Annotated in this window: 24 protein-coding genes; 8 read left to right on the plus strand and 16 right to left on the minus strand. The window is 73.5% G+C overall.

Annotated features, from left to right (window positions below; all coding sequences use genetic code 11):
- Window positions 1-52: 52 nt before the first annotated feature.
- Window positions 53-631: a hypothetical protein gene (locus ACFYUV_RS07305; RefSeq protein ID WP_364331988.1), complete on the minus strand. Its 579-nt coding sequence runs from the start codon at window positions 629-631 to the stop codon at window positions 53-55.
- Window positions 632-733: 102 nt separating this feature from the next.
- Here ACFYUV_RS07305 and npdG point away from each other — a divergent pair, with 102 nt between their 5' ends.
- A complete protein-coding gene (gene npdG, locus ACFYUV_RS07310) occupies window positions 734-1,387 on the plus strand; it encodes an NADPH-dependent F420 reductase (RefSeq protein WP_358294256.1) in 654 nt (217 codons plus the stop codon).
- Here the strand turns inward: npdG and ACFYUV_RS07315 are convergent.
- From ACFYUV_RS07315 to ACFYUV_RS07340, 6 genes are read right to left on the minus strand one after another with little or no spacing between them, the layout of a single operon-like run.
- On the minus strand, window positions 1,384-1,989 hold the full coding sequence (locus ACFYUV_RS07315) for a response regulator transcription factor (protein ID WP_358294254.1): 606 nt from the start codon (window positions 1,987-1,989) through the stop codon (window positions 1,384-1,386). The genes npdG and ACFYUV_RS07315 overlap by 4 nt on opposite strands.
- Window positions 1,986-3,074 carry a sensor histidine kinase gene (locus ACFYUV_RS07320; protein ID WP_387666004.1) on the minus strand — a complete coding sequence of 363 codons (1,089 nt, stop codon included), beginning with the start codon at window positions 3,072-3,074 and terminating at the stop codon, window positions 1,986-1,988. The genes ACFYUV_RS07315 and ACFYUV_RS07320 overlap by 4 nt, the downstream gene beginning before the upstream one ends.
- A gap of 19 nt (window positions 3,075-3,093) precedes the next feature.
- A complete protein-coding gene (locus ACFYUV_RS07325) occupies window positions 3,094-3,813 on the minus strand; it encodes an ABC transporter permease (protein WP_387666006.1) in 720 nt (239 codons plus the stop codon).
- A complete protein-coding gene (locus ACFYUV_RS07330) occupies window positions 3,810-4,691 on the minus strand; it encodes an ABC transporter ATP-binding protein (RefSeq protein WP_387666009.1) in 882 nt (293 codons plus the stop codon). The genes ACFYUV_RS07325 and ACFYUV_RS07330 overlap by 4 nt, the downstream gene beginning before the upstream one ends.
- Window positions 4,692-4,737: 46 nt before the next feature.
- The gene (locus tag ACFYUV_RS07335; protein WP_358294246.1) at window positions 4,738-5,427 is read right to left on the minus strand and encodes an alpha/beta hydrolase; all 690 of its coding nucleotides are present in this window, start codon (window positions 5,425-5,427) and stop codon (window positions 4,738-4,740) included.
- Window positions 5,428-5,440: 13 nt separating this feature from the next.
- Window positions 5,441-6,877, minus strand: a complete 1,437-nt coding sequence (locus ACFYUV_RS07340; RefSeq protein ID WP_387666012.1) for a PLP-dependent aminotransferase family protein — start codon at window positions 6,875-6,877, stop codon at window positions 5,441-5,443.
- 60 nt (window positions 6,878-6,937) lie between these two features.
- Between ACFYUV_RS07340 and ACFYUV_RS07345 the strand changes: the two genes are divergently transcribed.
- Together ACFYUV_RS07345 and ACFYUV_RS07350 are read left to right on the plus strand one after the other, a co-directional pair.
- Complete coding sequence (locus ACFYUV_RS07345; protein WP_387666014.1) at window positions 6,938-8,110, plus strand: trans-sulfuration enzyme family protein; 1,173 nt, start codon at window positions 6,938-6,940, stop codon at window positions 8,108-8,110.
- A gap of 47 nt (window positions 8,111-8,157) precedes the next feature.
- A complete protein-coding gene (locus tag ACFYUV_RS07350; RefSeq protein ID WP_387666016.1) occupies window positions 8,158-9,093 on the plus strand; it encodes a serine/threonine dehydratase in 936 nt (311 codons plus the stop codon).
- A 100-nt stretch (window positions 9,094-9,193) separates the two neighbouring features.
- On the opposite strand, the gene panB is transcribed toward ACFYUV_RS07350, so the two are convergent.
- Window positions 9,194-10,021, minus strand: a complete 828-nt coding sequence (panB, locus tag ACFYUV_RS07355) for a 3-methyl-2-oxobutanoate hydroxymethyltransferase (RefSeq protein WP_387666018.1) — start codon at window positions 10,019-10,021, stop codon at window positions 9,194-9,196.
- 134 nt (window positions 10,022-10,155) lie between these two features.
- Between panB and ACFYUV_RS07360 the strand changes: the two genes are divergently transcribed.
- From ACFYUV_RS07360 to ACFYUV_RS07370, 3 genes are all read left to right on the plus strand, one after another.
- Window positions 10,156-11,397, plus strand: a complete 1,242-nt coding sequence (locus ACFYUV_RS07360; protein ID WP_387666020.1) for an MFS transporter — start codon at window positions 10,156-10,158, stop codon at window positions 11,395-11,397.
- Window positions 11,398-11,626: 229 nt separating this feature from the next.
- Window positions 11,627-13,168: an MFS transporter gene (locus tag ACFYUV_RS07365; RefSeq protein ID WP_387666022.1), complete on the plus strand. Its 1,542-nt coding sequence runs from the start codon at window positions 11,627-11,629 to the stop codon at window positions 13,166-13,168.
- A 7-nt stretch (window positions 13,169-13,175) separates the two neighbouring features.
- Window positions 13,176-13,793: a TetR/AcrR family transcriptional regulator gene (locus tag ACFYUV_RS07370; protein WP_387666025.1), complete on the plus strand. Its 618-nt coding sequence runs from the start codon at window positions 13,176-13,178 to the stop codon at window positions 13,791-13,793.
- Window positions 13,794-13,862: 69 nt separating this feature from the next.
- Here ACFYUV_RS07370 and ACFYUV_RS07375 read toward each other — a convergent pair whose 3' ends face one another.
- The 5 genes from ACFYUV_RS07375 to ACFYUV_RS07395 all read right to left on the minus strand — a co-directional run bounded on the left by ACFYUV_RS07375 (window position 13,863) and on the right by ACFYUV_RS07395 (window position 21,623).
- Window positions 13,863-14,975 carry a DNA alkylation repair protein gene (locus ACFYUV_RS07375; RefSeq protein WP_387666026.1) on the minus strand — a complete coding sequence of 371 codons (1,113 nt, stop codon included), beginning with the start codon at window positions 14,973-14,975 and terminating at the stop codon, window positions 13,863-13,865.
- 122 nt (window positions 14,976-15,097) lie between these two features.
- Complete coding sequence (locus ACFYUV_RS07380) at window positions 15,098-16,870, minus strand: NAD+ synthase (protein ID WP_387666028.1); 1,773 nt, start codon at window positions 16,868-16,870, stop codon at window positions 15,098-15,100.
- Between the two features lie 32 nt (window positions 16,871-16,902).
- A complete protein-coding gene (locus tag ACFYUV_RS07385) occupies window positions 16,903-18,384 on the minus strand; it encodes a BTAD domain-containing putative transcriptional regulator (protein ID WP_387666030.1) in 1,482 nt (493 codons plus the stop codon).
- Between the two features lie 49 nt (window positions 18,385-18,433).
- Window positions 18,434-20,314 carry a sensor histidine kinase gene (locus tag ACFYUV_RS07390; protein ID WP_387666033.1) on the minus strand — a complete coding sequence of 627 codons (1,881 nt, stop codon included), beginning with the start codon at window positions 20,312-20,314 and terminating at the stop codon, window positions 18,434-18,436.
- 115 nt (window positions 20,315-20,429) lie between these two features.
- Window positions 20,430-21,623 (minus strand): MDR family MFS transporter, encoded by a 1,194-nt coding sequence (locus tag ACFYUV_RS07395; protein ID WP_387666035.1) that lies wholly within the window; start codon window positions 21,621-21,623, stop codon window positions 20,430-20,432.
- Between the two features lie 58 nt (window positions 21,624-21,681).
- Here ACFYUV_RS07395 and ACFYUV_RS07400 point away from each other — a divergent pair, with 58 nt between their 5' ends.
- Window positions 21,682-22,647: a DUF5937 family protein gene (locus tag ACFYUV_RS07400; protein ID WP_387666037.1), complete on the plus strand. Its 966-nt coding sequence runs from the start codon at window positions 21,682-21,684 to the stop codon at window positions 22,645-22,647.
- A gap of 20 nt (window positions 22,648-22,667) precedes the next feature.
- On the opposite strand, the gene ACFYUV_RS07405 is transcribed toward ACFYUV_RS07400, so the two are convergent.
- Together ACFYUV_RS07405 and ACFYUV_RS07410 are read right to left on the minus strand one after the other, a co-directional pair.
- Window positions 22,668-23,648, minus strand: coding sequence for a terpene synthase family protein (locus ACFYUV_RS07405; RefSeq protein WP_387666039.1), 981 nt, complete (start codon window positions 23,646-23,648; stop codon window positions 22,668-22,670).
- A gap of 8 nt (window positions 23,649-23,656) precedes the next feature.
- Window positions 23,657-24,202: an EF-hand domain-containing protein gene (locus ACFYUV_RS07410; protein ID WP_364331930.1), complete on the minus strand. Its 546-nt coding sequence runs from the start codon at window positions 24,200-24,202 to the stop codon at window positions 23,657-23,659.
- A 153-nt stretch (window positions 24,203-24,355) separates the two neighbouring features.
- On the opposite strand from ACFYUV_RS07410, the gene glnA reads away from it, so the two are divergent.
- Entirely contained in the window at window positions 24,356-25,717 is a 1,362-nt protein-coding gene (gene glnA, locus ACFYUV_RS07415; RefSeq protein WP_352328047.1) for a type I glutamate--ammonia ligase, read from the plus strand.
- A 26-nt stretch (window positions 25,718-25,743) separates the two neighbouring features.
- Here the strand turns inward: glnA and ACFYUV_RS07420 are convergent, their stop codons facing one another.
- Window positions 25,744-26,088, minus strand: coding sequence for a YciI family protein (locus ACFYUV_RS07420; protein ID WP_387666042.1), 345 nt, complete (start codon window positions 26,086-26,088; stop codon window positions 25,744-25,746).
- Window positions 26,089-26,116 lie beyond the last annotated feature (28 nt).

A 26,116-nucleotide genomic window follows, 5' to 3' on the forward strand; every position in this document is an offset into this window, starting at 1 on the left:
CGCCCAGCCCTGACCCGCGAGCCGCCCTCGGCCCCTGATCCGCGGCCGCGTCCTACTCCGACAGGCGGGGGCCGCTGACCTTCTCCAGCAGGCGGGCCAGGCGCTCGCGCAGCCCCGCCCGCCGCTCGACCTCACCGGCCGCCGCGCTGACCAGGTGCTGGGCGCCGTCGAAGGTGATCAGCCCGGTGGCCGGGACGGCGATGGCGTCGTGGGCCAGCCCGCTCAGCTCGGAGTCGGCGCCCTCGATCGCCAGGATGGTGGCCCCCGTACGGCGGGCGTCGTCGACGCGTTCCAGCAGCGGGACGGGCGCCGCCTGCTCCGACAGCACGAACAGGGTCTCGCCGCGGCCCGCCTGCCGCAGGCGGTCGAGGCCGACGCGCAGGTGGGCGGGGGCGTCGGCGGGCGGCGACCAGCGGATCAGGGTGGGGGCGAGCTGCGGCAGGCCGGAGAACCTGGCCTCGTCGCTGAGGTGGGCGGTGACGTGCCAGGGCTCGTCGTCCGGGGGGCCGACGAGCAGCAGGCCGCCGGGCGAGCGGGTGGTCCGCAGGGCCAGGCCCAGCTCGCGGGTGCGTTCGAGCCAGCCCGTCGTGGCCAGGAGCTCGCGCAGGAATGCCACCGAACCTGAGTCCATGCCTCCATGGTGCACGAGGAGCGCGGCGGAGGTGGCCCGTTCGCCGCCGGGTGCCGCCCCCGGCCTGCGGCGCGTGCGGCCGGGGCTGGCATGATCGGAGCCATGACAGATGTGAACGGGCTCTCCATCGCGATCCTCGGCGGCACCGGCGACCAGGGGAAGGGGCTGGCGCGGCGGTTCGCGCTGGCCGGGCACACGGTGCTGATCGGCTCGCGCAGCGCCGAGCGGGCCCAGGAGGCGGCCGGCTCGATCGGCTCGGGCGCGCGGGGCGGGGCCAACGCCGACGTGGCGGCCGAGGCCGACGTCGTGATCGTGGCGGTGCCGTACGAGGGGCACAAGGCGCTGCTGGAGTCGTTGCGCGCCGAGCTGGCCGGGAAGATCGTGGTCGACTGCGTCAACCCGCTCGGCTTCGACAAGCAGGGCGCCTACGCGCTGCCGGTGGAAGAGGGCAGCGCCGCCCAGCAGGCCGCCGCGGTGCTTCCCGAGAGCCGGGTCGTGGCGGCCTTCCACCACGTGTCGGCCGTGCTGCTGATGGACCCGGCCGTGGAGAAGGTCGACCTCGACGTGCTGGTGCTCGGCGACGACCGCGAGGCCACCGACACCGTGCAGGCGCTGGCCGAGCTGATCCCGGGGGTGCGCGGCGTTTACGGCGGCCGGCTGCGCAACGCCCACCAGGTCGAGGCGCTGACCGCCAACCTCATCTCGATCAACCGCCGCTACAAGGCCCACGCCGGGCTGCGCGTCACCGACGTCTAGAGCCAGCCCGCGTCCTCGGCGACGCGGACGGCGTCGATCTTGTTGCGGGCGCCCGTCTTGGTGATCGCGGCCGTGAGGTAGTTGCGCACCGTGCCCGCCGACAGGTGCAGGCCGGCGGCGATCTCCTCGGCGGTCGCGCCCCTGGCGGCCTGCCGGAGCACGGTGGTCTCGCGGGGGGTGAGCGGGCTCTCGCCGTACTCCATGGCCGAGGAGACCAGCTCGCTCTCCAGCACGCGCAGGCCGGCCGCGGTGCGCCTGATGGCCTCGGCCAGGCGGTCGCCCGGGGCGTCCTTGACCAGGAACGCCTCGATGCCCGCGGCCAGCGCCCGGCGCAGGTGGCCGGGCTGCCCCATGGCCGTGAGCACCAGGATCCGGCAGGACGGGAGCCGTTCGCGCAGCTCGGCGGCGGCGGTGATGCCGTCGGTCACCGGCAGGTCGATGTCCACGACCGCCACGTCGGGCCGGACGTCGAGGGCCACCGGCACGATCTCGTCGCCGCGCACGACCTCCGCCACCACCTCGATGTCCGGCTCCAGCCGGAGCAGGGCGGTGAGCGCGGCGCGGATCATGTGCATGTCCTCGGCCAGCAGCACCCGGATCACGCCGGAACCTCCATGGCCAGCAGGAAGCCGCCGCCGTCCGTGGGGGCGGCGGCGCACGTGCCGCCCGCCTGGGAGGCCCGTTCGGCGAGCCCGGTGAGGCCACCGCCGGGCACGCCGGGCTCGCCGGTCGAGCCGTCGTTGGCGACCTCCAGGCGGACCCGGCCGTCCCGCAGCGACGTGGTGATCGTGCAGGTGGTGGCCCTGCTGTGGCGCAGGACGTTGGTGACCGCCTCGCGCACCCCCCACGCCAGCGCCTCCTCGGCCCGCCGGGGCAGCGCCACGTCGGCCAGGTGCGCCTGGCAGCTCACCCCCGACGACTCCAGCAGCGCCGCCGCGCGGTCGGTCTCGCCGCTCAGCGACATCGCGCGGTAGCCGCGGGCCACGTGGCGGACGTCCTGGGCGGCCTCGCGGGCGACGCGTACCAGCTCGCCCACCTCGCCGCGGGCGGAGGCGGGGTCGCGGTCCATCAGGCGGGCGGCCAGGTCGCCCTTGAGCGCGATGGCGGTGAGGCTGCGGCCCAGGCCGTCGTGCAGGTCGCGGGAGATGCGCAGGCGTTCCTTGAGCACGGCGGCGTCGGCCAGCTCGGCCCTGGCCTCCTCCAGCTCGGCGGCGACGCGGACGAGCCGGACCAGGACGTAGATCATCGAGCCGGTGATGGGGATGGCGATCACGTAGAACAGGGTGACCACGGCGTAGTGGGGGCCGATCCACATGATGGCGCCCTCGTACAGCATCATGAGGACGACCAGCGGCACGGCCCAGCGCAGCCCCAGGAACACCAGCAGGGTCCCGGCCAGCAGCGGGGCGGCGATCGACGACCAGCCGCTCGGCAGCAGGTAGTCGCCCGCGTAGGTGACGACGGCCTGGAGCGCCGGCGTGGCCGGGAACAGCGGCGGGCGCCCGCCGCGCAGGGCGGCCCGCATGTTGACGTAGTGGGTGGAGACGACGGCGACCGTCACGGCCGCCGCGAGCAGCCCGATCGCCGGGCCGCCCATGAAGTAGAGCAGCCCGATGAGCGAATAGACGACCGAGACGCCCGTGATGAGCACGCGCGCGAGCCTCTGCGCCGAGGACGAGACCACCACAGCAGCGATTATGTCCGACTCAGGACCGGCGCGGTTCCCAGCGGAACCACGACCGGATCGCCACCACGCCCACCACCGCCCACCCGGCCAGGACGAGCGCCGGCACGAGCGCCTCCCCGGTCTTCGCCGCGTGCACCACGGCCGAGGTGGGCAGCAGGTCCAGCACCGGGCTCAGCCACGAGGGCAGCGGGATCGGCCCCATCGCGCCCGCCGACACCGCGGCGACCAGGAACACCGGCATGGTGAACGCCCCGGCCAGCTCACTCCGCGGGATCGCCGCCGTGTACGCCGCCCCCAGCAGCGCCATGACGGCCGAGCCCGCGGCGGTCACGGCGGCGAACAGCAGCGGGTCGTCCGGCAGCGGCACCCCGGCGGCGAACCGCACGGCCACCGCGCACAGCACGATCACCAGGAAGGTCTGCGTGGCCGTGCTGGCGACCTGGCCGGCCAGGATCTGCGCGTCGGTCAGCAGCCCGGCCCGCAGCCGCTTGAGAACGAGCTGGTCGCGCCGGTTGGTCAGCGCGACCGCGATGTTCATGAACGCGGTGAGCGCCAGCACGATCGCCAGCGAGCTGTGGAACACCGCCGTCGCGAACGGCACGCCGCCCCCGGTGACGTGCCGCATCAGCGCCGGCATGCCCACGGTCAGTCCGACGGGGGTGATCACCGAGGCGGCCAGCATGGCGCGGTCGCGCCAGAACAGGCGGGTGCCGAGACGGTAGGTGGCGGTCAGGCTCATCGGGCGCTCCTGGGCAGGTCGAGGAAGAGGTCTTCGAGGGTGGCCGCGCGGACCTCCAGGCCGGTCAGCCGCAGCCCGCGGCCGGCCGCCCAGGTCAGCAGCGTCTGTGCGGCCAGGTCGGGGTCCTCGGCCCGGCAGACGGCGGCGCCGCCGTCCACGGCCACCGGCAGTGGGAGGTCGTCCGCGCAGACCCCGGCGGGCAGCCGGAACGTCACCCGTCCGCTCCGCGCGGCCAGCGTCTCGGCCATCCCGCCGGCCGCGACGATCTCACCCCTGTCCATGATCGCCATGGACGAGGCCAGGCGCTGGGCCTCCTCCAGGTAGTGGGTGGTGAGCAGGATCGTGGTGCCGCGCGCGGCCAGGCCGGAGACGACCTCCCACGTGTTCGCGCGGGCCTCGGGGTCCATGCCGGTCGTGGGCTCGTCGAGGAACAGCACGTCGGGGCGGCCGAGCAGGGCGAGCGCCAGGTCGAGCCGGCGCTTCTCGCCGCCGGAGAGCTGGCGCACCCTGGTCCCGGCCTTGTCCGTCAGGCCGGCCAGGTCGAGCGCCTCCCCGGCCGGGCGCGGCGCGGGGGTGAAGTCGCGCCAGACCGCGACCGTCTGGGCGACCGTCAGGTCGGGGAAGAACCCGGCCTCCTGGAGCATGATGCCGACGCGCTGCCGGACGGCCGCGCGGTCGGACCAGGGGTCGAGGCCGGCGACCCGGACGGCGCCTCCGTCCGGCCGCTGGAAGCCGGCCAGCACCTCGACCGTGGTGGTCTTGCCGGCGCCGTTCCGGCCGAGCAGGGCGAAGATCTCGCCCTCGCCCACCCGGAACGAGACGCCCCTGACCGCCGCGAATGTCCCGTGGTTCTTCCTGAGCTCGTTCACCTCGATCATGTGTCCGACTATGGCCGGACGGGTCAGGGGGCCGACAGTGAAGAATTCACGACTTCCTGGACAGCTTCAGCAGCGCGTCCGTGACCCCCTCGGGGTCGATCACCTGGTGCAGGTGGAGGCCGGGCAGCCGGGTCACCGGCCAGCCGCGCCCGGCCGCGTCGCGGGCCACCTCCTCGTACGGCGGCCCGAACCACAGGCACGAGCACCTGACCGCGTCCCAGCCCGCGGGCACGGGGACGGGCTGCGTGTAGTAGTCGAGGGGCAGTCGCGGCTGCTCGCCCGTGACCAGCAGCCGCTGGGCGGGGTCGGGGAGCATGGCCACGATGTCCTCCTCGTCCCACCAGTCGGTCCAGCGCGGCAGCACGCCGTCGGGGCCCGCCAGGCCGCGCAGGAACGGCAGGAAGCCCTCCTCGGCCGTCCTGACCAGCCCCTGGGACGGTGGCACGTGCGCGTCGGCGAACACGCAGGCCACCACCCGGTCGCCCAGCCCCTCCTTGATCACCGGCACGAAGAACCCGGCGTTGCTGTGCGCCACCAGCACGAGCGGCCCGTCGGAGGGCACGGCCGCGCGCACCGCCGCGACCACGCGCGGCCAGTACGGCGCCCCGCCGGCGGACACGCCGGTCAGGTCGGGGACGACGGCCGCCCGGCCGCGCCGCCCCAGCGACTCGGCCACCGGAGCCCACGTCGAGGGCCCGACGGAAGGGCTGTGCACCAGCACGAAGGTCGTTTCCATGGCCCCCACCCTGTCAGACGACGAGGGCGTGCCGGGAGACGGGTTTCCCGGCGCCGTCGTAGGCCGCCCAGGCCGCCGCGAGGTCGCACACCGCCCGCGACAGCTCCTCCTCGGGGAACAGGAAGTGCAGGCGCAGGTGGGCGGCGTGGCCGCCCAGCGGGTCGAAGGAGCCGCCCGGCGGCACCGCGACGCCGTGCCGGAGCGCCACCTGGGCGAAGGAGCCGGCGTCGCCGCGCGGCAGGCGCACCCAGACGGTCTGGCCACCCTGGGCCGGCTCGAACGTCCAGGACGGCAGGCGCGCCCGCAGCTCGGCGCACAGGTGGTCGTGCCGCCGGCGCAGGGCGCTCACGCGGGCCTCGCGCACCTCGTCGAGGCGGCGCAGCAGCGCGACGGCGGCGAGCTGGCTGAAGACCTCGCCGCCGAGATCGTGCACGGCCCGCAGCCGGGACAGCCGCGAGACCACCGGCGCCGCCGCGCGGATCCAGCCCACCCGCAGCCCGCCCCACACCAGCTTGCTCAGCGAGCCGACGGTGACGACCCGATCCCCGCCGCCGAAGGCGGCCACCGGCGACGGCGTCCCGCCCGAGAAGCACAGCTCGGCGCAGACCTCGTCGTCGATCAGCGGCACGTCGTGCGCGGCGGCCAGGGCGGCCAGCCGCCTGCGGCCCGGGTCGTCCATGACCGCGCCGTCGGGGTTGCGCGCGGTGGGCACGCCGTAGACCAGCGCCGGCCGCTCGCGCACGGCCCGCCGTGCCTGGTCGTCACCCAGGTCGACGGGCTTGACGACGGCCGCCGCGTGCCGGAACACCTCCAGCGCGCCCGGGTACGTCGGCGACTCGGTCAGCACGGTGTCGCCCGGCGCCACCAGCAGCCCGGCCAGCAGCGTGAGCGCCTGCTGCGCGCCCGTCGTCACCATGATCTGGTCCGCCGTGGTGGGCAGGCCGCGCGCGCCGTAGTAGCCCGCCAGCGCCTCGCGGAGCGCGGGGTCGCCCGCCGGGTGGTAGCCCAGGTCGCGCAGGCCCGCCACCCGCGCCCCCGCCTCCTGGTACGCCTCGAACAGCGCCGGCGGCGGGTCGTCCGGCGCCGCGCAGGTCAGCAGCCGCACGCCGTCGGAGTCGTGCAGGAGGTTCAGCATCAGCGGGTTGGCCGCCACGCCGCCGGCCGTCCTGGTGGCCGGCGGGTCGCCCGGCGCGACGCGGGTGCCGCTGCCCTGGCGGCGCGTCACCCGGCCCTCCTGCTGGAGCAGCTCGTAGGCGGCGACCACCGTGCCGCGGCCGACCGCGAGCCGGTCGGCCAGCACCCGGTCGGGCGGCAGCCGTTCGCCGGGCGGGAGCACGCCGTCGTCGACGAGCGCCCGCAGCCGGGCGGCGAGCAGGAGGTAGAGCGGCCCGCGCCCGGAGGCCCACCGGCCCAGCAGGTGGACGAGGTCATCGGGATTGGCTCTATTCATGGACCAATTTTCCGGTATTGGCTCTGCACTCGCACACCAATCCGAGGGATATTCGATGACATGAGTGATTTTCGCCCTGAGACGCGTGCCGTCCACCTGCCGCAGCCCCCGGTCGAGGGCAGCCGGCCGATCGGCATGCCCATCTACCAGAGCGCCGGGTTCGCCTTCGACGACCCCGAGCTGATGGGCGTGGCGATGACCCGTCCCGACGACGCCTTCGTCTACGGCCGCGACACCAACCCCACCGTGCGCGCCCTGGAGCTGGCGGTGTCCGGCCTGGAGGGCGGCGCCGCCGCGCTGGCCGCCGCCTCCGGCATGGGCGCGATCAACACCGTGCTGCTCGCCCTGCTCAAGCCCGGCGACCACCTCATCGCCCAGCGCTCCCTGTACGGCGGCACCGCCACGATGCTCAACGACCTGGCCGGCAGGTTCGGCATCGCCGTCACCCACGTCCCCGAGAACGACCCCGCCGCGCTGCGCGCCGCCGTCCGGCCCGAGACGCGGCTGGTCTATCTGGAGACCATCAGCAACCCGATGGGGCTGGTCGCCGACCTGCCCGCGATGTGCGCCACGGCCCGCGAGCTGGGCGTCCTGTCGATGGTGGACAACACCTTCGCCACGCCCGTGCTCTGCCGCCCCCTTGAGCACGGCGCCGACATCGTCGTGCACTCCGCCACCAAGTACCTGTCCGGCCACGGCGACGTGATCGGCGGCATCGCCGTCTTCGCCGACCCCGACCTGTACGGCAGGGTCTGGCACTTCGCCACCGAACTGGGGGCCGCGGCCGCGCCCTTCACGGCCTGGCTGACGCTGCGCGGGATCCAGACGCTGCCGCTGCGCATGGAACGCCACTGCGCCAACGCCGACCTCCTGGCCCGGCGGATCGCCGAGCACCCCGCCGTGTCGGCCGTCCACTGGCCGGGGCTGCCCGCGCATCCGTCGTACGAGCTGGCCGCCAAGCTGCTGCCCGCCTTCGGCGGCGTGTTCTCCTTCGAGCTGGCCGGCGGGCGGGCGGCGGGGGAGGAGTTCATGCGGTCCGTACGGCTGGCGCGCATCGCCCCCTCGCTCGGCGGCGTCGAGACCCGCGTCATGCAGCCCGCCACCACCTCCCACCGCTTCCTCGGCCCCGAGGACCTGGCCAGGCACGGCGTGAGCGAGGGCATGGTGCGCGTGGCCGTGGGCATCGAGCATCCCGAGGACCTGTGGGCAGACGTGGCCCAGGCGCTCGGATAGCGTCGGCTCATGCCCGCCGACCGCGGGCGCACGACCGAAGGAGAGCCGTGACCACCGTCACTTACCAGGACGTCCTCGACGCGGCCGGCCGGATCGAAGGGCACGTGCTGCGCACGCCCGTCCTGGAGATCTCGCCGGGCCTGTTACTGAAACTGGAGTTGCTGCAGCACTCGGGCTCCTTCAAGGTGCGGGGGGCCTTCAACCGCATCCTGTCGGCCGGCCCGTTGCCCGCCGCGGGGGTCATCGCGGCCAGCGGCGGCAACCACGGACTGGCCGTCGCCCATGCCGCCAGGGCGCTCGGCGTGCGGGCCGAGATCTTCGTGCCGGAGGTGACGAGCCCGGTGAAGGTGGCCGGGCTCAAGGCGCTCGGCGCGCACACCACCCAGACCGGGGCGATCTACTCCGAGGCCGCGGAGGCCGCCGCCAAGCGCGCCGCCGAGACGGGCGCGCTGGCCGTGCACGCCTACGACCAGGCCGAGGTGCTGGCCGGGCAGGGCACGACCGGGCTGGAGATCATGGAGCAGACCGGGGGCGTGGACACGGTGGTGGTGGCCGTGGGCGGCGGCGGGCTCGCCGGCGGGATCACCCTGGGGGCCCGGGCCGGGGGTGACGCGCCGCGGATCGTGGCGGTGGAGCCGTACGCCATCCCCACGCTGCACGAGGCGCTGCGCGCCGGTCGTCCGGTGCCGGTGCAGGTGGGCGGCGTGGCGGCCGACGCGCTCGGCGCCACGCAGCTCGGCGGGCTGGCGTTCGAGGTGTTGTCGGGGGCCGGGGTGGACAGCGTCCTGGTGGACGACGACGCGATCGTCGCGGCCCGGCGGACGTTGTGGGAGCGGCACCGGCTGGTGGCCGAGCCCGCGGGCGCGGCGGCGTACGCGGCGCTGCTGTCGGGGGCCTACCGGCCCGCGGCGGGTGAGCGGGTGGCCGTCGTGGTCTGCGGCTCCAACACCGACCCCGCCACGCTCTCCGGCGCGGCGGGGTGAGCCCGGCCCAGGTGCGCGGGACGCGGGAACGCGCCCGGGGCCTTTTCGTGGTGCGGGAAGGCGCCCGGGGCCTTTCCATGGTGCGGGAAGGCGCTCGCGGTCAGCAGTAGGTGTGCTCGGGGGCCGGGAAGGCCCCCGAGGTCACCTCGTCGGCGAAGGCCCGCACCGCGCGGTCCATCTCCGAGGCCAGGTCGAAGTAGCGCTTGACGAACTTGGCCGGGCGCGGCGTCAGCCCCATCATGTCCTGCCACACCAGGACCTGCGCGTCCGTGGACGGCCCCGCCCCGATGCCGACCGTGGGGATCGACAGCGACGTGGTCACCCGGTGGGCCAGGTCGGCCGGCACGCACTCCAGCACCACCGCGAACGCCCCGGCCCGCTCCAGGTCCTTGGCGTCGGCCATCAGCTCGTCGCCCGACTGGCCGCGCCCCTGCACCCGGTAGCCGCCGAGCGTGTTGACCGACTGCGGGGTGAGCCCGAGGTGCGCCATGACCGGCACGCCCGCCGACACCAGCGCCTCGACCTGCGGCAGCACCCGCCGGCCGCCCTCCAGCTTGACCGCGTGCGCCCCCGCCTCCTTCATGAACCTGGCCGCCGACTCCAGCGCCTGCTGCGGCGACCCCTGGTACGACCCGAACGGCAGGTCCGCCACGACCAGCGCCCGCGACGACCCCCGCACCACGGCCGCGGTGAGCGGGACGAGGTGGTCGAGGGTGACCGGGAGAGTGGAGTCGAAGCCGTAGACGACCATGGCCGCGGAGTCGCCGACCAGCAGCACGGGCACGCCCGCCTGGTCGAACACCCGGGCCGTCATCGCGTCGTAGGCGGTGACCATGGGCCACCGCTCTCCGCGCTCCTTGGCCGCCGCGAGGTCGCGGACGGTGACCCGGCGGCCCGACGCGCCGCCGTACAGCGTGGTGGAAGACATGGAACTCCCTCCAGAAACGTCTCGAGGCGTCCCAGTGACGTCCCCGGACTCCTTCGATGATGTCATGCGGGAAATCCGGTGGCGAAACTGTCGGTGCCTCTTGACACAATCGACGCGGAGGTAAACGACACACCATGGCTCTCGACCAATACCGCAGGCTCTTCCGGCTGCCCGGCGTCCGCACTCTGCTCCTGGTGGGGATGCTCGCGCGCGTCCCGGCCACCGCCATGGGAATGGCGCTCACCCTCCACGTGGTCTTCGGGCTGCGCCTCGGCTACGTCGAGGCCGGCGTGGTGACGATGGCCAGCACGGTCGGCATGGCCGTCGGCTCGCCGCTGTCGGGCCGGTTCGTCGACCGCCACGGGGTGCGTCCCGTGCTCGTCGTCACCACCCTGGCCCAGGCGGTGTTCTGGTCGTGCGCGTGGGCGCTGCCGCTGCCCGCCCTCGCCGTCGCGGCGGCCGTGGCGGGCCTGCTCAACCTGCCGGTGTTCAGCGTGACCAGGCAGTCGCTGGCCGCGCTGGTGCCGCCGGAGCAGCGGCGCACCGGGTTCACGCTCGACTCGATGCTGGTCGAGCTGTCGTACATGACCGGTCCCGCGCTCGCCGCGGCGGGCATCACCACGCTGGGCAGCACGACGACGCTGGTCCTCATCGGCGTCGGCATCACGGCCGCGGGCCTCGGCCTGATCGTGTTCAACCCGCCCACCCGGTCGGCCGTCGAGCTGGAGGAGCCGGTGGTGAAGGTGCCGCGGCGGCAGTGGCTCACGCCGGGCTTCGTCGCGCTGCTCGGCACCACGGCGGCGGCCACGTTCATCCTCACCGCGACCGAGCTCGGGCTGGTGGCCACCATCAACACCGCGGGCGAGACGCAGTGGGTGGGCCTCGCCGTGGCGATCTGGTGCCTCTACTCGCTGGTCGGGGGCTTCGTCTACGGCGGGCTGTCGCGCGGCTTCTCGCCTCTGGTGCTCATCGCGGGCATGGGCCTGCTGACCATCCCCGTGGGCCTGGCCGGCGCCGACTGGCGGTGGCTGATCCTGGCGATGCTGCCCGCCGGCCTGCTGTGCGCCCCGGCGCTGTCCTCCACCGTCGACGTCCTCAGCCGCTGGGTGCCCGCCGCGGCCAGGGGCGAGGCGATGGGCCTGCACGGCACGGCCCTGCTCATCGGCGGTGCCGCGTCCTCGCCGATCGCCGGGGCGATCATCGACGGCAGCGGGCCGACGTGGGCGTTCGTGGTGGCGGGGCTGGTCGGGGTGGTCATGGTGGCGGTCGCGCTGCCGCTGTGGCGGCGGCGTCCGCCGGTCGCGGGCACGCCGGTCGCGGGCCCGCCGGGTGACGCCAAGGAGCACGTGCTGCCTGCGGCGGCGACCAAGAGCTGATCCGGCGGTGGTTCCAGCCTGCCGGCCGTCCGGGCCGGGGGGCCTCTCAGCGGTGTCCGGAGGGCCTTGGGACGGCCTGTGCGGGGGGTGAACGGGGTTTCCCTGTTGTTTCCCTGTGCGCACTCCGCCCGTCAGGCGAAAGTTACGAAACGAGACCGTTGCGTATCGGAATACCTTGCGATACGGTGTCGTTGCGAAACTTGGACGTATCGAAATTAAGGACGTTCTCATGGATCAGAACGCGGGGCATCCACGCAGGTGGGGCATCCTGGGAGTGCTGGTGTTCAGCCTCCTGGCGGTCGTGCTGGACAACACGATCCTCAACGTGGCGATGAAGACCATCGCCGACCCCCATGCCGGCTTGGGCGCGACGCAGGGCCAGCTGGAGTGGGCGATCAACTCCTACACGCTGGTGTTCGCGGGGCTGCTGTTCACCTTCGGCGTGATCGGCGACCGCACCGGCCGCAAGCGCATGTTGTTCATCGGCATGGCGCTGTTCGGCCTGGCCTCGCTGGCCAGCGCCTACTCCCAGGACCCGATGCAGCTGATCCTCGCCAGGGCGGCGATGGGCATCGGCGGCGCGGCGATCATGCCGGCCACGCTGGCGATCATCTCCAACGTGTTCCCGCCCGGCGAGCGTGGCAAGGCGATCGGCATCTGGGCCGGCGGCGTGGGGCTCGCGGTGGCGATCGGCCCGATCACCGGCGGCCTGCTCATCGAGCACTTCTGGTGGGGCTCGGTGTTCCTGATCAACGTGCCGATCGTGGTGATCAGCATGTTCCTCATCGCCGCCTTCGTGCCCGAGTCGCGTGACCCGAAGCCGTCCAGGCTCGACCCGGTGGGCGTGCTGCTGTCGATCATCGGTCTGGTCGCGCTGGTCTACGGCATCATCCGCGGCGGCGACCTGGGCACCCTGGCCAGCGCCGAGGTGATCGTCCCGACGGTGGCCGGCCTGCTCGTGCTGGGCGTGTTCGTGTGGTGGGAGCGTCGCATCGACAACCCGGTGTTCGACGTGCGCAACTTCAGCAACGTACGGTTCAGCTCGGCCATCGGCATGATGGGCCTGGTCTTCTTCGCGATGATGGGCGGGATGTTCTTCCTGACCTTCTACCTGCAGATCGTGCTGGGCTTCAGCCCGATCCAGGCGGGGGCCCTGATGATCCCGTTCGCCGCCGCGCAGCTCATCTTCGCGCCGCTCAGCCAGCGGGTGAACCAGCTCTTCGGCGCCAAGCTGTCGGCCACGGTCAGCATGCTCGTGGTGACCGCGGCGCTGGGCAGCTACGCGCTGATGGACGTCGACACGCCCGTGGTGCTGATCGAGATCATCTTCTTCGTCCAGGGCGCGGCGATGGCGAACATCATGCCGCCCGCGACCACCGCCATCATGGAGGCGCTGCCCAGGGAGAAGGCCGGTGTGGGCTCGGCCATGAGCAACACCGTCCGCCAGGTCGCCGGCGCGCTCGGCGTGGCCGTGCTCGGCTCGGTCCTGTCCAGCAGCTACCGCGGCGAGATCGCCTCGGCGCTCCCGGCCGGTGCCCCGCACGCCGCCGGTGAGTCGATCATGGCGACGATGGAGTTCGCCGGAAGGCTCGGCGAGCGCGGCCATGCGCTGATCAAGCCCGCCTTCGCCGCCTTCGTCGACGGCATGCACGTCACGGCGATGGTGTCGGCCGTGATCGGCCTGGTGGGCGTCGCGGTGGTGGCCAAGTGGATGCCGGGCAAGGCGCGCCCGGTCCAGCAGGCGGAACAGAAGGAACCAGCGGTAGTGTGAGGCCGCGATGACGATCCAGGATTCAGGGACTGCCCGCCCGGCGGGCCGTCCGCGCAGCGAGAAGGCCGAGAAGGCGATCATCGACGCGACCCTCGACCTGATCGGCGAGGGCATGGGGGTGTCGGAGCTGTCGATCGAGGCCATCGCGTCGCGGGCGGGCGTCGGCAAGACCACGATCTACCGGCGCTGGTCCAACAAGGAGGACCTGGTCGTCGACGCCCTGTCCACGCTGAAGGCGCCGCTCCCGCCGCTGTCCGGCATCTCCGTGCGCGACGACCTGATCGTCCTGCTCGACGCGATGCGCCGGGAGGCGGGCCAGGCCCGCACCCGGTGCGTGATGAACATCGCGATGAGCGAGGCCGATCGTTATCCCCGGCTGATGGAGCGCTTCGTGAAGCGGGCCGTCGAACCGCGCAGGGAGGCGCTGCGCTCGGTGGTCGAGCGCGGCGTCGCCACCGGCGAGCTCCGGCCCGACCTCGACGTCGACCTGGTGATGGCCCTGTTCTCCGGCACGATGATGTGGCAGTCGAAGTGGGGTCCGGCCGGCGACCTCCCGGCCGACCTGGCCGAACGGGTGGTCGACATGGTCCTGCTCGGGCTGGCCGGAGACCGCGCCGAGCCCTGAGCCGCCCTCACCCGCCACGGAGGCCCGCCCCTCGGGACGGCCTCCGTTCGTCGTTCCGGGGCCTGTGCCCTACTGTCGCGCCATGCCCTGACCCGCCTGCGCCGCCGGGCCGGGGGCGTCGGTCAGGGTGAAGGGCACGGTGGCGGCCACGCGGCCGTTGACGATGACGTCGAGCTCGCGCGGGCCGGGCGGCTCGTTGCGGGTGGTGACCGGGCGGAAGGAATGGCTCTTGCGCAGCGTGAACGCCGCCCCCTCGGCGGTGGCCGAGCGTTCGCCCAGGTGGAAGACGCGGCGCGAGCCCGCCCGGCGGACGGCGTACCTGAGCACCAGCGGGCCGGGCGCGCCCGCCGTGACCGTGACGGTGAAGGTCAGGCTGCCGCCGACGGCGACCGTGTCGGACTCCAGGGTGAGCGCCCGCGCCGAGCCGCTGCCCGGCGTGGCGCCCAGCAGCGCGAGCGCCTCGGGATGCCCGGACCGCAGCAGCCCGCGCACCGCGTGGCGGACGACCCGCTCGACGTGCGAGCCGCCGCCCGCCCGCCAGCGGGCCAGCACGGCGAGCGCCGCGTCGGGGTGGTCTTTGGCCAGGTCGTTGACGTGGTTGGCGACCGAGCGGCGGACGTATTCGCTCGGGTCGTCGCGCAGCAGGTCGAGCAGGGGCAGGGTGGGGCCGGGCGTCATCAGCCAGCCGACCCGCGGCGCCCACGGCAGGCGCGGCCGGGAGCCTTCGGAGGCCAGGCGGCGCAGGTGCTCGTCGGAGGACTCGGCCCAGCCGTACATGATCTTGAGGGCGTCGTCGCGGTGGCGGTCGAGGTAGGGGCGCACGGCGAACTCGCCCGTCGAGTACGGCGTGAGCGCCGCCAGCGTGGCCATCGCCGCCTCCAGGTGGCCGAGCCCGTGGACGGCGGTGTGGTCGGTGAGCGGCCAGCCGCTCCACAGGTCGAGCTCCCCGCGCGCGGCGCAGGCCCGCACCAGCTCGGCGGCCCGCGGATAGGGCAGCGGGAGGGCGTCGTGGAGGGCCGTGGAGACGTGCCTGACGCGGCCCTTCAGCTCCAGCGGGCCGAGCCCGGCCAGGGCGTGCTCGGTGAACCGGGCGCGCGGGAACGACGGCCACACGGCGGCCATGCCACCGGCCAGCACCGAGACGGACCGGGCGTTGATCAGGTCTTTGAGCGGTTGTGCCACGCGCCCACCCTGCCACGCACGACCGACAATCCGCCCGCCCCTCCGGAATGGCGGAGGGATTGTCGGCCGTCCTGCGGAAGTAGGGGCAGCCCGTCGTCCCGCGGGTGGACGAGGGCGGTGGGTCAGCCGGTCGTCTCCCGCCACCGGTTGGTGATGGGCAGACGGCGGTCGCGCCCGAAGTTCTTCGGCGTGATCTTGGGGCCCGGCGGGTACTGGCGGCGCTTGTACTCCGCCAGGTCCACCAGCCTGATCACCCGCGTGACCAGCGCCGGGTCGTGCCCGGCCGCGATGAGCTCCTGCGAGCCCATGTCCTTCTCCACGTAGTCGTCCAGCAGCCGGTCCAGCACCTCGTACGGCGGCAGCGAGTCGGTGTCGCGCTGGTCGGGACGGAGCTCGGCGCTGGGCTCCTTGGTGATCGAGTTCTCCGGGATCGGCTGCTCGACGGCCATCAGGAAGCCCTCGCAGGTGTGCGCGTTGCGCCACCTGGCCAGCTCCCACACCATCGTCTTCGGCACGTCCTTGATCGGGGCGAAGCCGCCGGCCGAGTCGCCGTAGAGGGTGGAGTAGCCGGTCGCCAGCTCGCTCTTGTTGCCGGTGGTGAGCACCAGGTGGCCGTGCTCGTTCGACAGGCCCATGAGGATCATGCCGCGCACCCTGGCCTGGAGGTTCTCCGCGGCCAGGCCGGACAGCTCGATCTCCTTCTCGAAGGCCGTGACGATCTCGGCGATCGGCGCGATCCTGGAGTTGATGCCCTGCCTGGCCACCAGGTCCTCGGCGTCGGCCAGCGAGTGGTCGGAGGAGTAGCGCGAGGGCATGAGCACGACGTGGACCCTGGACGGGCCGATCGCGTCGGAGGCGATGGCCGCCGTCAGGGCCGAGTCGATGCCGCCCGACAGGCCCAGGATGACCGACTGGAAGCCGTTCTTGGCCACGTAGTCGCGTACCGCGAGCACCAGGGCCGAGTACACCTCGGCGGCCAGGTCGAGCCGCTCGGCGACGGGGGCGGGCGCCGCCGGGTAGGGCGCCACGGGCTCCTGCGAGAGCACCCGGCGCTCCACGGTGATCGTGGTGCCGTCGAGGGCGTCGTGGGGGAACGTCCCGGGCTCGGCGTCGGAGACCGGCAGGTCGAGGTCCACGACCAGCAGCTCCTCACGGAACTGACCGGCCCGCGCGACCAGCTCGCCCGAGCCGTCCACGACGATCGAGTCGCCGTCGAAGACCAGCTCGTCCTGGCCGCCGACCTGGTTGACGTAGGCGAGCGCGCAGCCGGCCTCGCGCGCCCTGCGGGCGCACAGCTCCAGCCGTACGTCGTCCTTCTCCTTCTCGTACGGCGAGGCGTTCGGCACCACCAGCAGCCCGGCGCCCGCCTGGCCGACGACGGACACCGGCCCGCCCTCCTGCCAGAGGTCCTCGCAGACCGCGATCGCCACGTCCACGCCGTGCAGCCGGAAGATCGGCAACCGGTCGCCGCGCACGAAGTAGCGGTACTCGTCGAACACGCCGTAGTTGGGCAGGTGGTGCTTGGCCGTGCGGGTGACGACCTCGCCCTTGTGCAGCAGCGCGGCCGCGTCCAGCGGCGCGCCCTTGGGCTGCCCCACGCGGGGCGCCAGGCCGGCGCGGTCGACGTAGCCGACGACCACGGGGAGGTCGCCCAGTCCCTCGCGGTCGAGCCTGCGCGCCACCTCCTCCAGGGTCCTGATGCTGGCGTCCACGAAGGACGTGCGCAGTACCAGGTCCTCGACGGGATAGCCGGTGAGGAACATCTCGGTGAAGACGACGAGGTGAGCGCCCCGCTCGGCGGCGTCACGGGTCCACGCGACCAGCCGCTCGGCGTTGGCGGCGAGGTCGCCGACGGTCGGGTTCGTCTGTGCCAGGGCTATGCGCAGTTGTGCCACGTCATTAGCCTAGTACGACCCGATTTTTATCGTCAAAGCGACGAAAAGTGTCCCATGTCGCCAGGAGTGACCAATCCGGACTCGTAGGCCGCCATCACCAGCTGCGCCCGGTCGAACAGTCCCAGGTGGTCCAGCAGCGACTTCACCAGCGCCGACACCTCCTCCTCGGGCAGCGCGAGCGTCTGGCCGATCTGCCGGTTCGTCAGCCCGCGGGCGACGAGTTTGAGCACGTCGAGCCGGGCGTCGGAGAGCCCGGCCAGCGCCGGCGGCGAGGCCGGGTCGGTGCGGCCGGCGAACGCCGAGATCAGCCGGGTGGTGACCGCGGGATCGATGAGCGCGTCCCCGACGGCGGCCGCCCTGATGGCGGCCAGGAACTGCTCGGGGGCCGAGGTCTTCAGCACGAAGCCGCTCACGCCCGCGCGCAGCGCCGCGTACAGGTTCTCGTCGCTGCCGAACGTCGTCATCATGACGACCTTGGGCGGGCGTTCCCCGGCCAGGATCCGGCGGGCGGCGGCCAGGCCGTCCAGGTGCGGCATCTGGATGTCGAGCAGCACGACGTCCGGCCGGTGCGCGCGCACGCCCGCGATGGCCTCCTCGCCGTTGGCGGCCTCGCCGGCCAGCGCGACGCCGTCCTCGCTGTCGAGCATGGCGCGCAGCCCCGCCCGTACGAGCGCCTGGTCGTCGGCCACCAGCACGCGCAGCACCCGCTCGTCGGCGGGCGCGGGCGACGACGGCGCTGGGGACGGCGTCGGGGATGGCGGGGGCGGCGGCTCCTCCAGCCGCTGGGCCAGCATGTCGGCCTCCAGCCGGCGCAGCCCGGCCGACAGGTCGAGCCCCAGCTCGTCTCGCCACACCGCGCGGGCCCGGCGCAGCGCGGCCAGCGCGTCGCCCTGGCGGCCCATCCGGTACAGCGCGAGGGCCAGCAGCCGCCACGCCTCCTCGCGCAGCGGATGGGCCGAGGCGTGCGCCTCCAGGTCGGCCACCAGGGAGGTGGCCCGGCCGAGCGCGAGACCGGCGTCGGCGCGCCGCTCGACCGCGATCAGCCGCAGCTCCTCCAGCCGGCCCGCCTCGGTCGCCGCCCAGGTCAGCTCGGCGAACTCGGCCAGCGCCGGCCCGCGCCACAATCCGAGCGCGCTCTCCATGGCCGCCCACACCTGCGGCGGCGGCCCCTCGGTCTTCACCAGGCCCTCGAACCGCCACGAGTCCACCTGCTCGGGCGCGGCGCGCAGCGCGTAGCCGGGCGCGGCCGAGACCAGCACCTCGGCCTCCTCGCGCGGCGCGCGGCCGGGCTCCAGCGCACGCCGCAGCCGGGAGACGTAGCCCTGGATGGTGGACAGGGCCTGCGCGGGCGGATCGCCCGGCCACAGCTCGTCGATGAGGGTGTGCACGGGCACGGCCCGGCCGCCCGCCACGAGCAGGCGGGCGAGTACCGCCCGCTGCCGCTGGCCGCCGAGGTCGAGGGGGACGCCGTCGCTCCAGGCGTGGAACGGTCCCAGTGCGGTGAATGTCAGCATGTCAGGGGTAAGCGTAGAGGGAGAACACGTCCGGGGATATGGCGAATTGTCACAGGGGGAGTTCGGCGTGGACAACCGTGCCACCTCCCGGTCCCGCTCGTACGGCGCAGGTGCCCCCGAGCTCGGCGGCCCGTTCGCGCATCGAGCCCAGCCCGACGCCGGGCCGCGCGTCCGGCGGCAGGCCGATCCCGTCGTCGCCGACCGTGACGCGCAGCCGGTCGTCGCGGCGCAGCGCCACCGTGATCCGTGAGGCGCTGGCGTGCTTGCGGGCGTTGGTGAGCGCCTCCTGCACGATGCGGTAGGCCGCGACCTCGACCGCGGCGGGCAGGCCGGTCAGCTCGCCCGACGTCTCGATCGGCGTCCCGGCCAGCTCCTCGACCGCGCCGGCCAGGCCCAGCTCGTCCAGGGCGGGCGGGCGCAGGCCGTAGACGAGCTGCCGGATGTCGCCGGTCACGGCGTCCATGCCGGCGCGCAGCCCGGCCAGCAGCCGGTCGGCCTGCTCGGGGGCGCTGTGCACGGTCAGCCGGGCGGCGTTGATCGACATGGCCATGCCGGTGAGCGACTGGCCGAGCCCGTCGTGCAGGTCGCGGCGCAGCCGCCGCCGTTCCTCCTCCCGCGCGGTCAGGATGCGCTCGCGCGAGCGCTGCAACGCCGCCGTCAGCCGTACGGCGTGCGCGGCGTCGGCGATGTACGGCGTGATCGTGGCGATCACCCGCTCGTCGTGGGCCGCGGGGAACCTGCGCCGGTCCGTCGGCCCGATCAGCAGCAGCCCGACCGGCTCGCCGTGCCACACCAGCGGGACCGTCCTGGCCGCCGCGGCCACCACGCCGGACGTGGTGACCGCGCCGTCGGCCTCGACCGCCACGCCGGTCACCGACAGGCCCTCGCGCAGGACGTCGAGCGTGGCCAGCAGGCCGTGCACCGGGTCGGTGTGCTGGAGCCGGTGCCGCAGCCGCCGGGCCAGCGTGCCGGGGACGCCGGTGCTGCCGTACAGCAGGCGGTCCACGCCGCGTTGCAGGCCGCGGCGCATCGGCTGGAAGAACGCCCCGGCGAACAGGGCCGCCGGGATCCCGGCGATCCGGTCCACCTCCGACAGGAACAGGCTGAGCGCCGCGCTGACCGCCACGTACACGAGGGTGATCACGATGGCCAGGCCGGTGCCCACCAGCGCCCTGCTGATCAGCGTGTCGATGCCGAACAGCCGGTAGCGCAGCACCGCCACGGCGATGGCCGCCGGGATCAGCGGGATGGCCAGCGAGGCCATCCACCAGACGTCCGCGCCGAGCATCCAGGGCACCAGCAGGCCCGGCAGGGCCACCAGCAGCCACAGGAGCTGCCGCCGCTCGACCGCGTCGCCGCGCCGGAAGCGCACGACCAGCGAGGCGAAGGCCAGCACCATGCTCGCCGAGAGCGTGCCGTGCCCGGCCTCGCGCAGCTCCGGCCGGCCGGTCAGCAGCCCGGCCCAGTCCAGCGCCTGCCCGGCCACGGCCAGCGCGATCACCGCCCGCCAGCGCCGCGACAGCAGCCTGCCCACCGGGTACAGCAGCGGCAGCAGGACGCCGAGGGTCAGCTCGCAGACGTTCCAGGTCAGGTTGACGACCGGCCAGCGCGGCCCCGGCCGTCCGTCGAGCAGCTGGTAGAGGTTGGCCGACAGGATGTTGGCCGCGGCGCTCGCCCCGCCCAGGCACAGCAGCCAGCCGATGACCAGCCGCGGCCTGCTGTGCACGAGGATCGCGCCGAAGACCGGGAAGGCCGTGCCCGCCATGTCCTCCGGCGCGAACGGCAGCGGCGTGTACGGCGACGGCGGCAACTGGGCGGTCACCCAGATGTCGGCCAGCTCCAGCACGACGGCGAACGTGGCGATCCCGATCGCGACGCGGGGAGTGGCCAGCCTCGTCACCGCCCGGCGCGCCCAGACTGCGTGGCGCATCCCACCATTTCCTTCCGTGATCGGCAGGAAATTATCGGGAACCGGCCAACATCCGATCAAAATTCTCTCAACGGCGGCGGATTCCGTGGAACGCCGCCCCGGACCTCAGGCCGCGTCAGCGCCGCCGGATCGCCGGGCCGAGGGCCAGCATGCCGGCCGCCGAGACCAGTGCGACGCCGCCCACGGCGAACCACAGCGTCTTCGGCCCGGCCGCGAGCAGCGGGCCGCCCATCAGCGGCGCCAGCACCGAGGCCAGCGACCAGGCGAAGCCGAACAGCCCCGAGTACCGCCCCCGCAGGTGCTCGGGGGCCAGCGCGGCCACGATCGTCCCGGAGATGCCTGCGGTGATGATCTCGCCGACGGTCCACACCGCGATCGTGACGGCCAGCCAGAACGTCGTGGTGACGAAGGCCGTCAGCGCGAACCCGGCCCCCATGACCGCCAGCCCGAGCGCGAACGTGCGGGAGGGGTCCCTGCGCCCGAGCCAGCCGGAGACCAGCGGCTGGACCACGACGATCAGCACCCCGTTCAGCGCCATGGCCAGGCCGAACTGCCCCGGCGTCAGCTTCACCACCGACGTCATCGCGACCGGCAGCATGGTCACGGTCTGCAGGTAGACCAGCGCGTTGCCGAGCACGACCAGCGTGAAGGCCACCATCAGCCGGTCGCGCAGCACGACGCCGAACCCGCCGGACGACTCGCGCGCCGGCGGCCGGGTCTCCGGCACCGCCCGCCACACCAGCGCGGCGAAGACCAGGCACGAGGCCGCGTCGATCCAGAACAACCAGGCGAACCCGACGCTCGCCAGCCAGCCGCCGGCCGTCATGCCGACCGCGTAACCCAGGTTGATCGCCCAGAACAGCAACCCGTACGCGCGGGCCCGCTCCGACGGCGACACCAGGTCGGCCACCAGGGCGCTGGACGCCGGCCGGTAGATGTCGATCACCAGCCCGAGCACGAACATGGAGGCGACGATCGCCGGCAGCGAGGTGCTGTAACCGAGCGCCAGCATGGTGGCCGCGGTGGCCAGCATGCCGCCCGCCAGCGTGACCCGGCGCCCGATCCGGTCGGTGAGCACGCCGGCGAGGATCTGCGACAGCAGCGAGCCCGCGCCGTAGACGCCCATGACCAGGCCCACGGCGGTCACCGACATGCCGCGGGAGTGGGTCAGGTACACGCCGGTGAACGGCATGACCAGGGTGCCCAGGCGGTTGACGAGGGTGCCGCTCCACAGGGCCCAGAAGGGCCGCGGCAGTCCGCCGATCTGGGAGCGGAGGAAGGAAGGCTTCTCAACAGCGGTGCTAGACACGGACCAAGGGTCAGGTCTGGACGGCCGAGGCGCCATCGATTTAGTGCACACTAAAACCATGGCCGTCACCTGGGACCTCAAGCCGGAGGACGTCGCGCGCATCCGGTTCGCGTTCTCGCCCATGTGGGAGCTGGTCGCGAGCCTGCGCACCCTCCAGGACCCCTCCAGGCAGTCGATCCACCTGCCCTGGGTCAAGGCCGTGCGCCCCCGGCTGGCCGGGCTCGACCTCGACGAGCTGTTCGCGCTGGTGCCGCCGACCGGCTACCTGGCCGACTTCATCACCCCGCCCCCGCAGACGCCGCTGCCCGACTTCGCCGCCGAGCTGGAGCAGGTCCGGAGCACGCCGCCGGAACGCGCCCGCACGGAGGCCGCGACCATCGCGGGCACCGACCGGGCGCCGCTCGACCGGTTCATGGCGGACCCGGCGGCCGGCGTGGCCCGGGTGGCCCACGCGCTGGAGACGTACTGGCGGGCCTGCTTCGAGGAGTTCTGGCCGCGCGTCTACGGGCTGCTCGAACGCGACGTGCTGCGCCGCTCCCGCCAGCTCGCCCAGGGCGGGGCCAGGGAGCTGTTCGCCGGGCTCGGCCCCGCCGTGGAGTGGACGGGGGAGCGGCTGCTCATCGACCGGCCCTGGTGTCACGCGGGCGGCCTGCACGGCGACGGGCTGCTGCTGGTGCCGAGCGCGTTCTACTGGCCGTCGGTGGCCGTGATGTCGGCTCCGTACCAGTCGATGCTCGTCTATCCGGTGCTCGGCGTCGGCACGCTGTGGGAGCAGGGCCCGCCGCCCGCCCCCGGCGCGCTGGCCGCGCTCATCGGCCGCAGCCGGGCGCAGATCCTGCTCGCGCTGGCCGAGCCGAGCACCACCTCGGCGCTGGCCGCCCGGATGTCGCTCACCCCGGGCGCGGTCAGCCAGCACCTCGGGGTGCTCAGCGACGGCGGGCTGGCGGTGGGCCTGCGCCTCGGCAAGCAGGTCGTCTACCGCCGGACGGCGGCCGGCGACATGCTCGCCGGCGCCTCCGCCTGACCGCCTTCCCCTTGATCGGCTCAGGCGTACCGGGACGACTCCAGCAGCCAGTCCAGGTGGGCGCGCGGCGCGGCCAGGTAGGCGCAGGCGACCTTGCTGACGTCCCTGGCCGCCTTGGGCGGGAGGTCGTCGAGCGGCAGCCGCCTGGCCGCCCGGTTCATGTCCTGGCAGCGCCCGGCGATCCGGTCGAGCACCCACGCCACGGCCTCGCGCTCGCCCAGCCCGAGCTGCCGCACCGCCAGCTCGACCAGGTTGTGCACGTCGCCGCGCTCCTTGGGCCGCGAGGCCACGTCGTTGCACCAGGCCGTGACGTCGCTGCAGGCCTCCACCAGCTCCCGCCACGGGTCGCACTGGACCACCCAGGCCGGCACCTCGACCCGCAGGCACGGCTCCACCAGGTCGTACAGGTAGGGGCCCACGGTGCCCCTGCGCAGGGCCGGGTACTCCTCCAGCGTCGGCATGCGCCCGGCGGCCCGGTTGTCGGCCTCGGTGCGGCAGGCGTCGGCCTGGCGGCGCAGGTTGACCGCGAAGCGGGCCCGCCACTGGTCGCTCATCCGCGCGCTGGTCACCCGCCACAGGTCGGCGAAGGCGGCCTCCAGCGGGTGCCGGGCCGCGCCCTTGAGCATGCCGCCGAAGATGTCCAGCGGGCACGACCCCTCGTCCAGCTCGTCGTCGAGGTGGAACAGCCAGGTCAGCCACTGGGCGAACAGCGCCGCCGCGGCCGCGTCGAACTCGGCGAACGCGCGCCCGGCCATCCGGTGGAAGCCCACCCCGGCGTCGGCGCGCAGGCCCGTCCGCCTGGCCCAGTCGATGACCGCGGCCTCGATGGCGTACACGGCCGGGTGCATCCGGCAGGGCGCCGCCATCGCCGGCACCCGCTCGACGAGCGGCAGCAGCGCCAGCGCGGGCGAGCCGCCCTTGCGCGGCAGCGGCAACATCGGCTTCCAGTGCAGGACCGAGCGGAGCGCGGTGCGCACCGTGGCGAACACGGTGGTGCTCACGGCCGTGTTCACAGCGGACCGTAAAGCCAGTTGCCCGCGGCGTTCGGGTCTGAGCTGCGGTAGTAGTCCTCGGCCGCGCGGATCAGCTCCTCGACGGTGAGCGCGCCTCTGCCCTCCCGGTCGAGCCGGTCGAACGCCTCGTCCACGTCGTCGTAGGCGGTGCCGAACGCGCTGAGCATCGTCCGGAACTCGCCCGGCCGGATCAGGCCGTCGCCGTCGCCGTCGCAGAGCTGGGCCACCGCCACCGTCGCCGGCCGGAACACCGGCTCGTACCGGTCGCCGGTGACGAACGCCGCCGTCATCCCGCCGCGGAAGTCCGTGCGCGCGATGCCGGAGTCGCCGTCGCGGTCGAGCGCTCGCGACAACGTCGACCAGATGCCGTCGAAGCTGCCGACGAGCCGGTTGCCGGTGACCGAGGTGGGGGACTCCCCGAAACCCACCAGCAGGCGTGCGCCCAGCCCCAGCAGGTCCTCCCGTTCGACGACGCCGTTGCCGTTCGCGTCGATGTGGTCGAACGCCCGATCGAGCTTGTGATTGAGCAGGTCGATAGCCACCAATGCCTCCCCCGAGACTAACTGCGTGATCACAGTAGATCTGGGCGGCCCCTTTGTCAGTGAGGCTCGCACCGGCACCCCCCGTAACGTGTGCGAAACACGGGCACGGCATGCTGATGTCAAGACCCGCACCGTCTTCAACGAGGGGACGCCTTGGACCGCCAGCAGGAGTTCGTGCTCCGCACGCTAGAGGAACGCGACATCCGGTTCATCCGGCTCTGGTTCACCGACGTCCTCGGCTTCCTCAAGTCCGTCGCGATCGCGCCCGCCGAGCTGGAAGGCGCCTTCGCCGAGGGCATCGGCTTCGACGGCTCGGCGATCGAGGGCTTCGCCCGCGTCTACGAGTCCGACATGCTGGCCAAGCCCGATCCCTCGACGTTCCAGATCCTGCCCTGGCGCAGCGAGACGCCGGGCGCGGCGCGCATCTTCTGCGACATCCTGATGCCCGACGGCACCCCGTCGCACGCCGACCCGCGCTGGGTGCTCAAGCGCACCCTCGCCAAGTGCGCCGACATGGGCTTCACCTTCTACACCCACCCCGAGATCGAGTTCTTCCTGCTGAAGAACCGTCCCGAGGCCGGGCAGCGGCCCGAGCCGATCGACTCCGGCGGCTACTTCGACCACACGCCCCACAGCTCCGGCCACGACTTCCGGCGCCAGGCGATCATGATGCTGGAGTCGATGGGCATCTCCGTCGAGTTCAGCCACCACGAGGGCGCCCCCGGCCAGCAGGAGATCGACCTGCGCTACGCCGACGCGCTCACCACGGCCGACAACATCATGACGTTCCGGCTGATCATGAAGGAGGTCGCCCTGGAGCAGGGCATCTGGGCCTCGTTCATGCCCAAGCCGTTCACCGAGCACCCCGGCTCGGGCATGCACACGCACATGTCGCTGTTCGAGGGCGACCGCAACGCCTTCCACGAGGCGGGCACCGACTACCGGCTGTCGAAGATCGGCCGCTCGTTCATCGCGGGCCTGCTGCGGCACGCCGCCGAGATCACCGCCATCACCAACCAGTGGGTCAACTCCTACAAGCGGCTGTGGGGCGGCGCCGAGGCCATCGCGGGGCAGGGCGGCGAGGCGCCCTCCTACGTGTGCTGGGGGCACAACAACCGCTCGGCGCTGGTCCGGGTGCCCATGTACAAGCCGCACAAGGGCGGCTCGACCCGCGTCGAGTTCCGCTCCCTCGACTCGGCGTGCAACCCGTACCTGGCCTTCGCGCTGGTGCTGGCCGCCGGGCTCAAGGGCATCGAGGAGGGCTACGAGCTGCCGCCGGCCGCCGAGGACAACGTCTGGACCCTGACCAGCGCCGAGCGCCGGGCCCTGGGCATCCAGCCGCTGCCCGGCTCGCTCGACGAGGCCATCGCCGTCATGGAGCGCAGCGAGCTGGTGGCCGAGACGCTGGGCGAGCACGTCTTCGACTTCTTCCTGCGCAACAAGCGGGCCGAGTGGCGCGAGTACCGCCGTACGGTCACCGAGTTCGAGCTGGGCCGCTACCTGCCGGTGTTGTGAGGCCGGGCGGGGGAGACCCGCCCGGTTCAGCCCTTGAACTCGCGCACCTCGACCGGCAGCACGCCCACGGCGCGGGCGAGCCGGCGTCCCCACTCCAGCGCGACGTCCAGGTCGGGGGCCCGGATGACGGTGAACCCGCCGACGTGCTCCTTGCCCTCGGTGTAGGGGCCGTCGGTGGTGAACGGCTCGTCCGCGCGCATCCGGATCACCGACGCCTGCTCGGCCGGGGCCAGGCCGCCGGAGAAGACCCACGCGCCGGCCGCGCGCATCTCCGCCTCGACCGCGCCGATGTCGCGCATGATCGGCTCCAGGACCGCGGGCTCGGGCGGCGGGCCGTCGGGCTCGAACAGGGTGAGCAGGTACTGCTTCATGGGGCGTGGTCCTTCCTCGTGCGTCCGC

The sequence above is a fragment of the Nonomuraea sp. NPDC003560 genome (assembly GCF_042878785.1).
In the GTDB taxonomy this organism is placed as follows: domain Bacteria; phylum Actinomycetota; class Actinomycetes; order Streptosporangiales; family Streptosporangiaceae; genus Nonomuraea.

Excerpts from the sequence above, each read along its gene's own strand:
- panB (WP_387666018.1), bottom strand. The coding sequence starts at position 10,021 with ATGTCTTCCACCACGCTGTACGGCGGCGCGTCGGGCCGCCGGGTCACC.
- ACFYUV_RS07330 (WP_387666009.1), bottom strand. The coding sequence starts at position 4,691 with ATGATCGAGGTGAACGAGCTCAGGAAGAACCACGGGACATTCGCGGCG.
- ACFYUV_RS07305 (WP_364331988.1), bottom strand. The coding sequence starts at position 631 with ATGGACTCAGGTTCGGTGGCATTCCTGCGCGAGCTCCTGGCCACGACG.
- ACFYUV_RS07325 (WP_387666006.1), bottom strand. The coding sequence starts at position 3,813 with ATGAGCCTGACCGCCACCTACCGTCTCGGCACCCGCCTGTTCTGGCGC.
- ACFYUV_RS07365 (WP_387666022.1), top strand. The coding sequence starts at position 11,627 with ATGGATCAGAACGCGGGGCATCCACGCAGGTGGGGCATCCTGGGAGTG.
- ACFYUV_RS07340 (WP_387666012.1), bottom strand. The coding sequence starts at position 6,877 with ATGAATAGAGCCAATCCCGATGACCTCGTCCACCTGCTGGGCCGGTGG.
- ACFYUV_RS07385 (WP_387666030.1), bottom strand. The coding sequence starts at position 18,384 with ATGCTGACATTCACCGCACTGGGACCGTTCCACGCCTGGAGCGACGGC.
- ACFYUV_RS07335 (WP_358294246.1), bottom strand. The coding sequence starts at position 5,427 with ATGGAAACGACCTTCGTGCTGGTGCACAGCCCTTCCGTCGGGCCCTCG.
- ACFYUV_RS07370 (WP_387666025.1), top strand. The coding sequence starts at position 13,176 with ATGACGATCCAGGATTCAGGGACTGCCCGCCCGGCGGGCCGTCCGCGC.
- ACFYUV_RS07420 (WP_387666042.1), bottom strand. The coding sequence starts at position 26,088 with ATGAAGCAGTACCTGCTCACCCTGTTCGAGCCCGACGGCCCGCCGCCC.
- ACFYUV_RS07345 (WP_387666014.1), top strand. The coding sequence starts at position 6,938 with ATGAGTGATTTTCGCCCTGAGACGCGTGCCGTCCACCTGCCGCAGCCC.
- ACFYUV_RS07360 (WP_387666020.1), top strand. The coding sequence starts at position 10,156 with ATGGCTCTCGACCAATACCGCAGGCTCTTCCGGCTGCCCGGCGTCCGC.
- ACFYUV_RS07400 (WP_387666037.1), top strand. The coding sequence starts at position 21,682 with ATGGCCGTCACCTGGGACCTCAAGCCGGAGGACGTCGCGCGCATCCGG.
- npdG (WP_358294256.1), top strand. The coding sequence starts at position 734 with ATGACAGATGTGAACGGGCTCTCCATCGCGATCCTCGGCGGCACCGGC.
- ACFYUV_RS07390 (WP_387666033.1), bottom strand. The coding sequence starts at position 20,314 with ATGCGCCACGCAGTCTGGGCGCGCCGGGCGGTGACGAGGCTGGCCACT.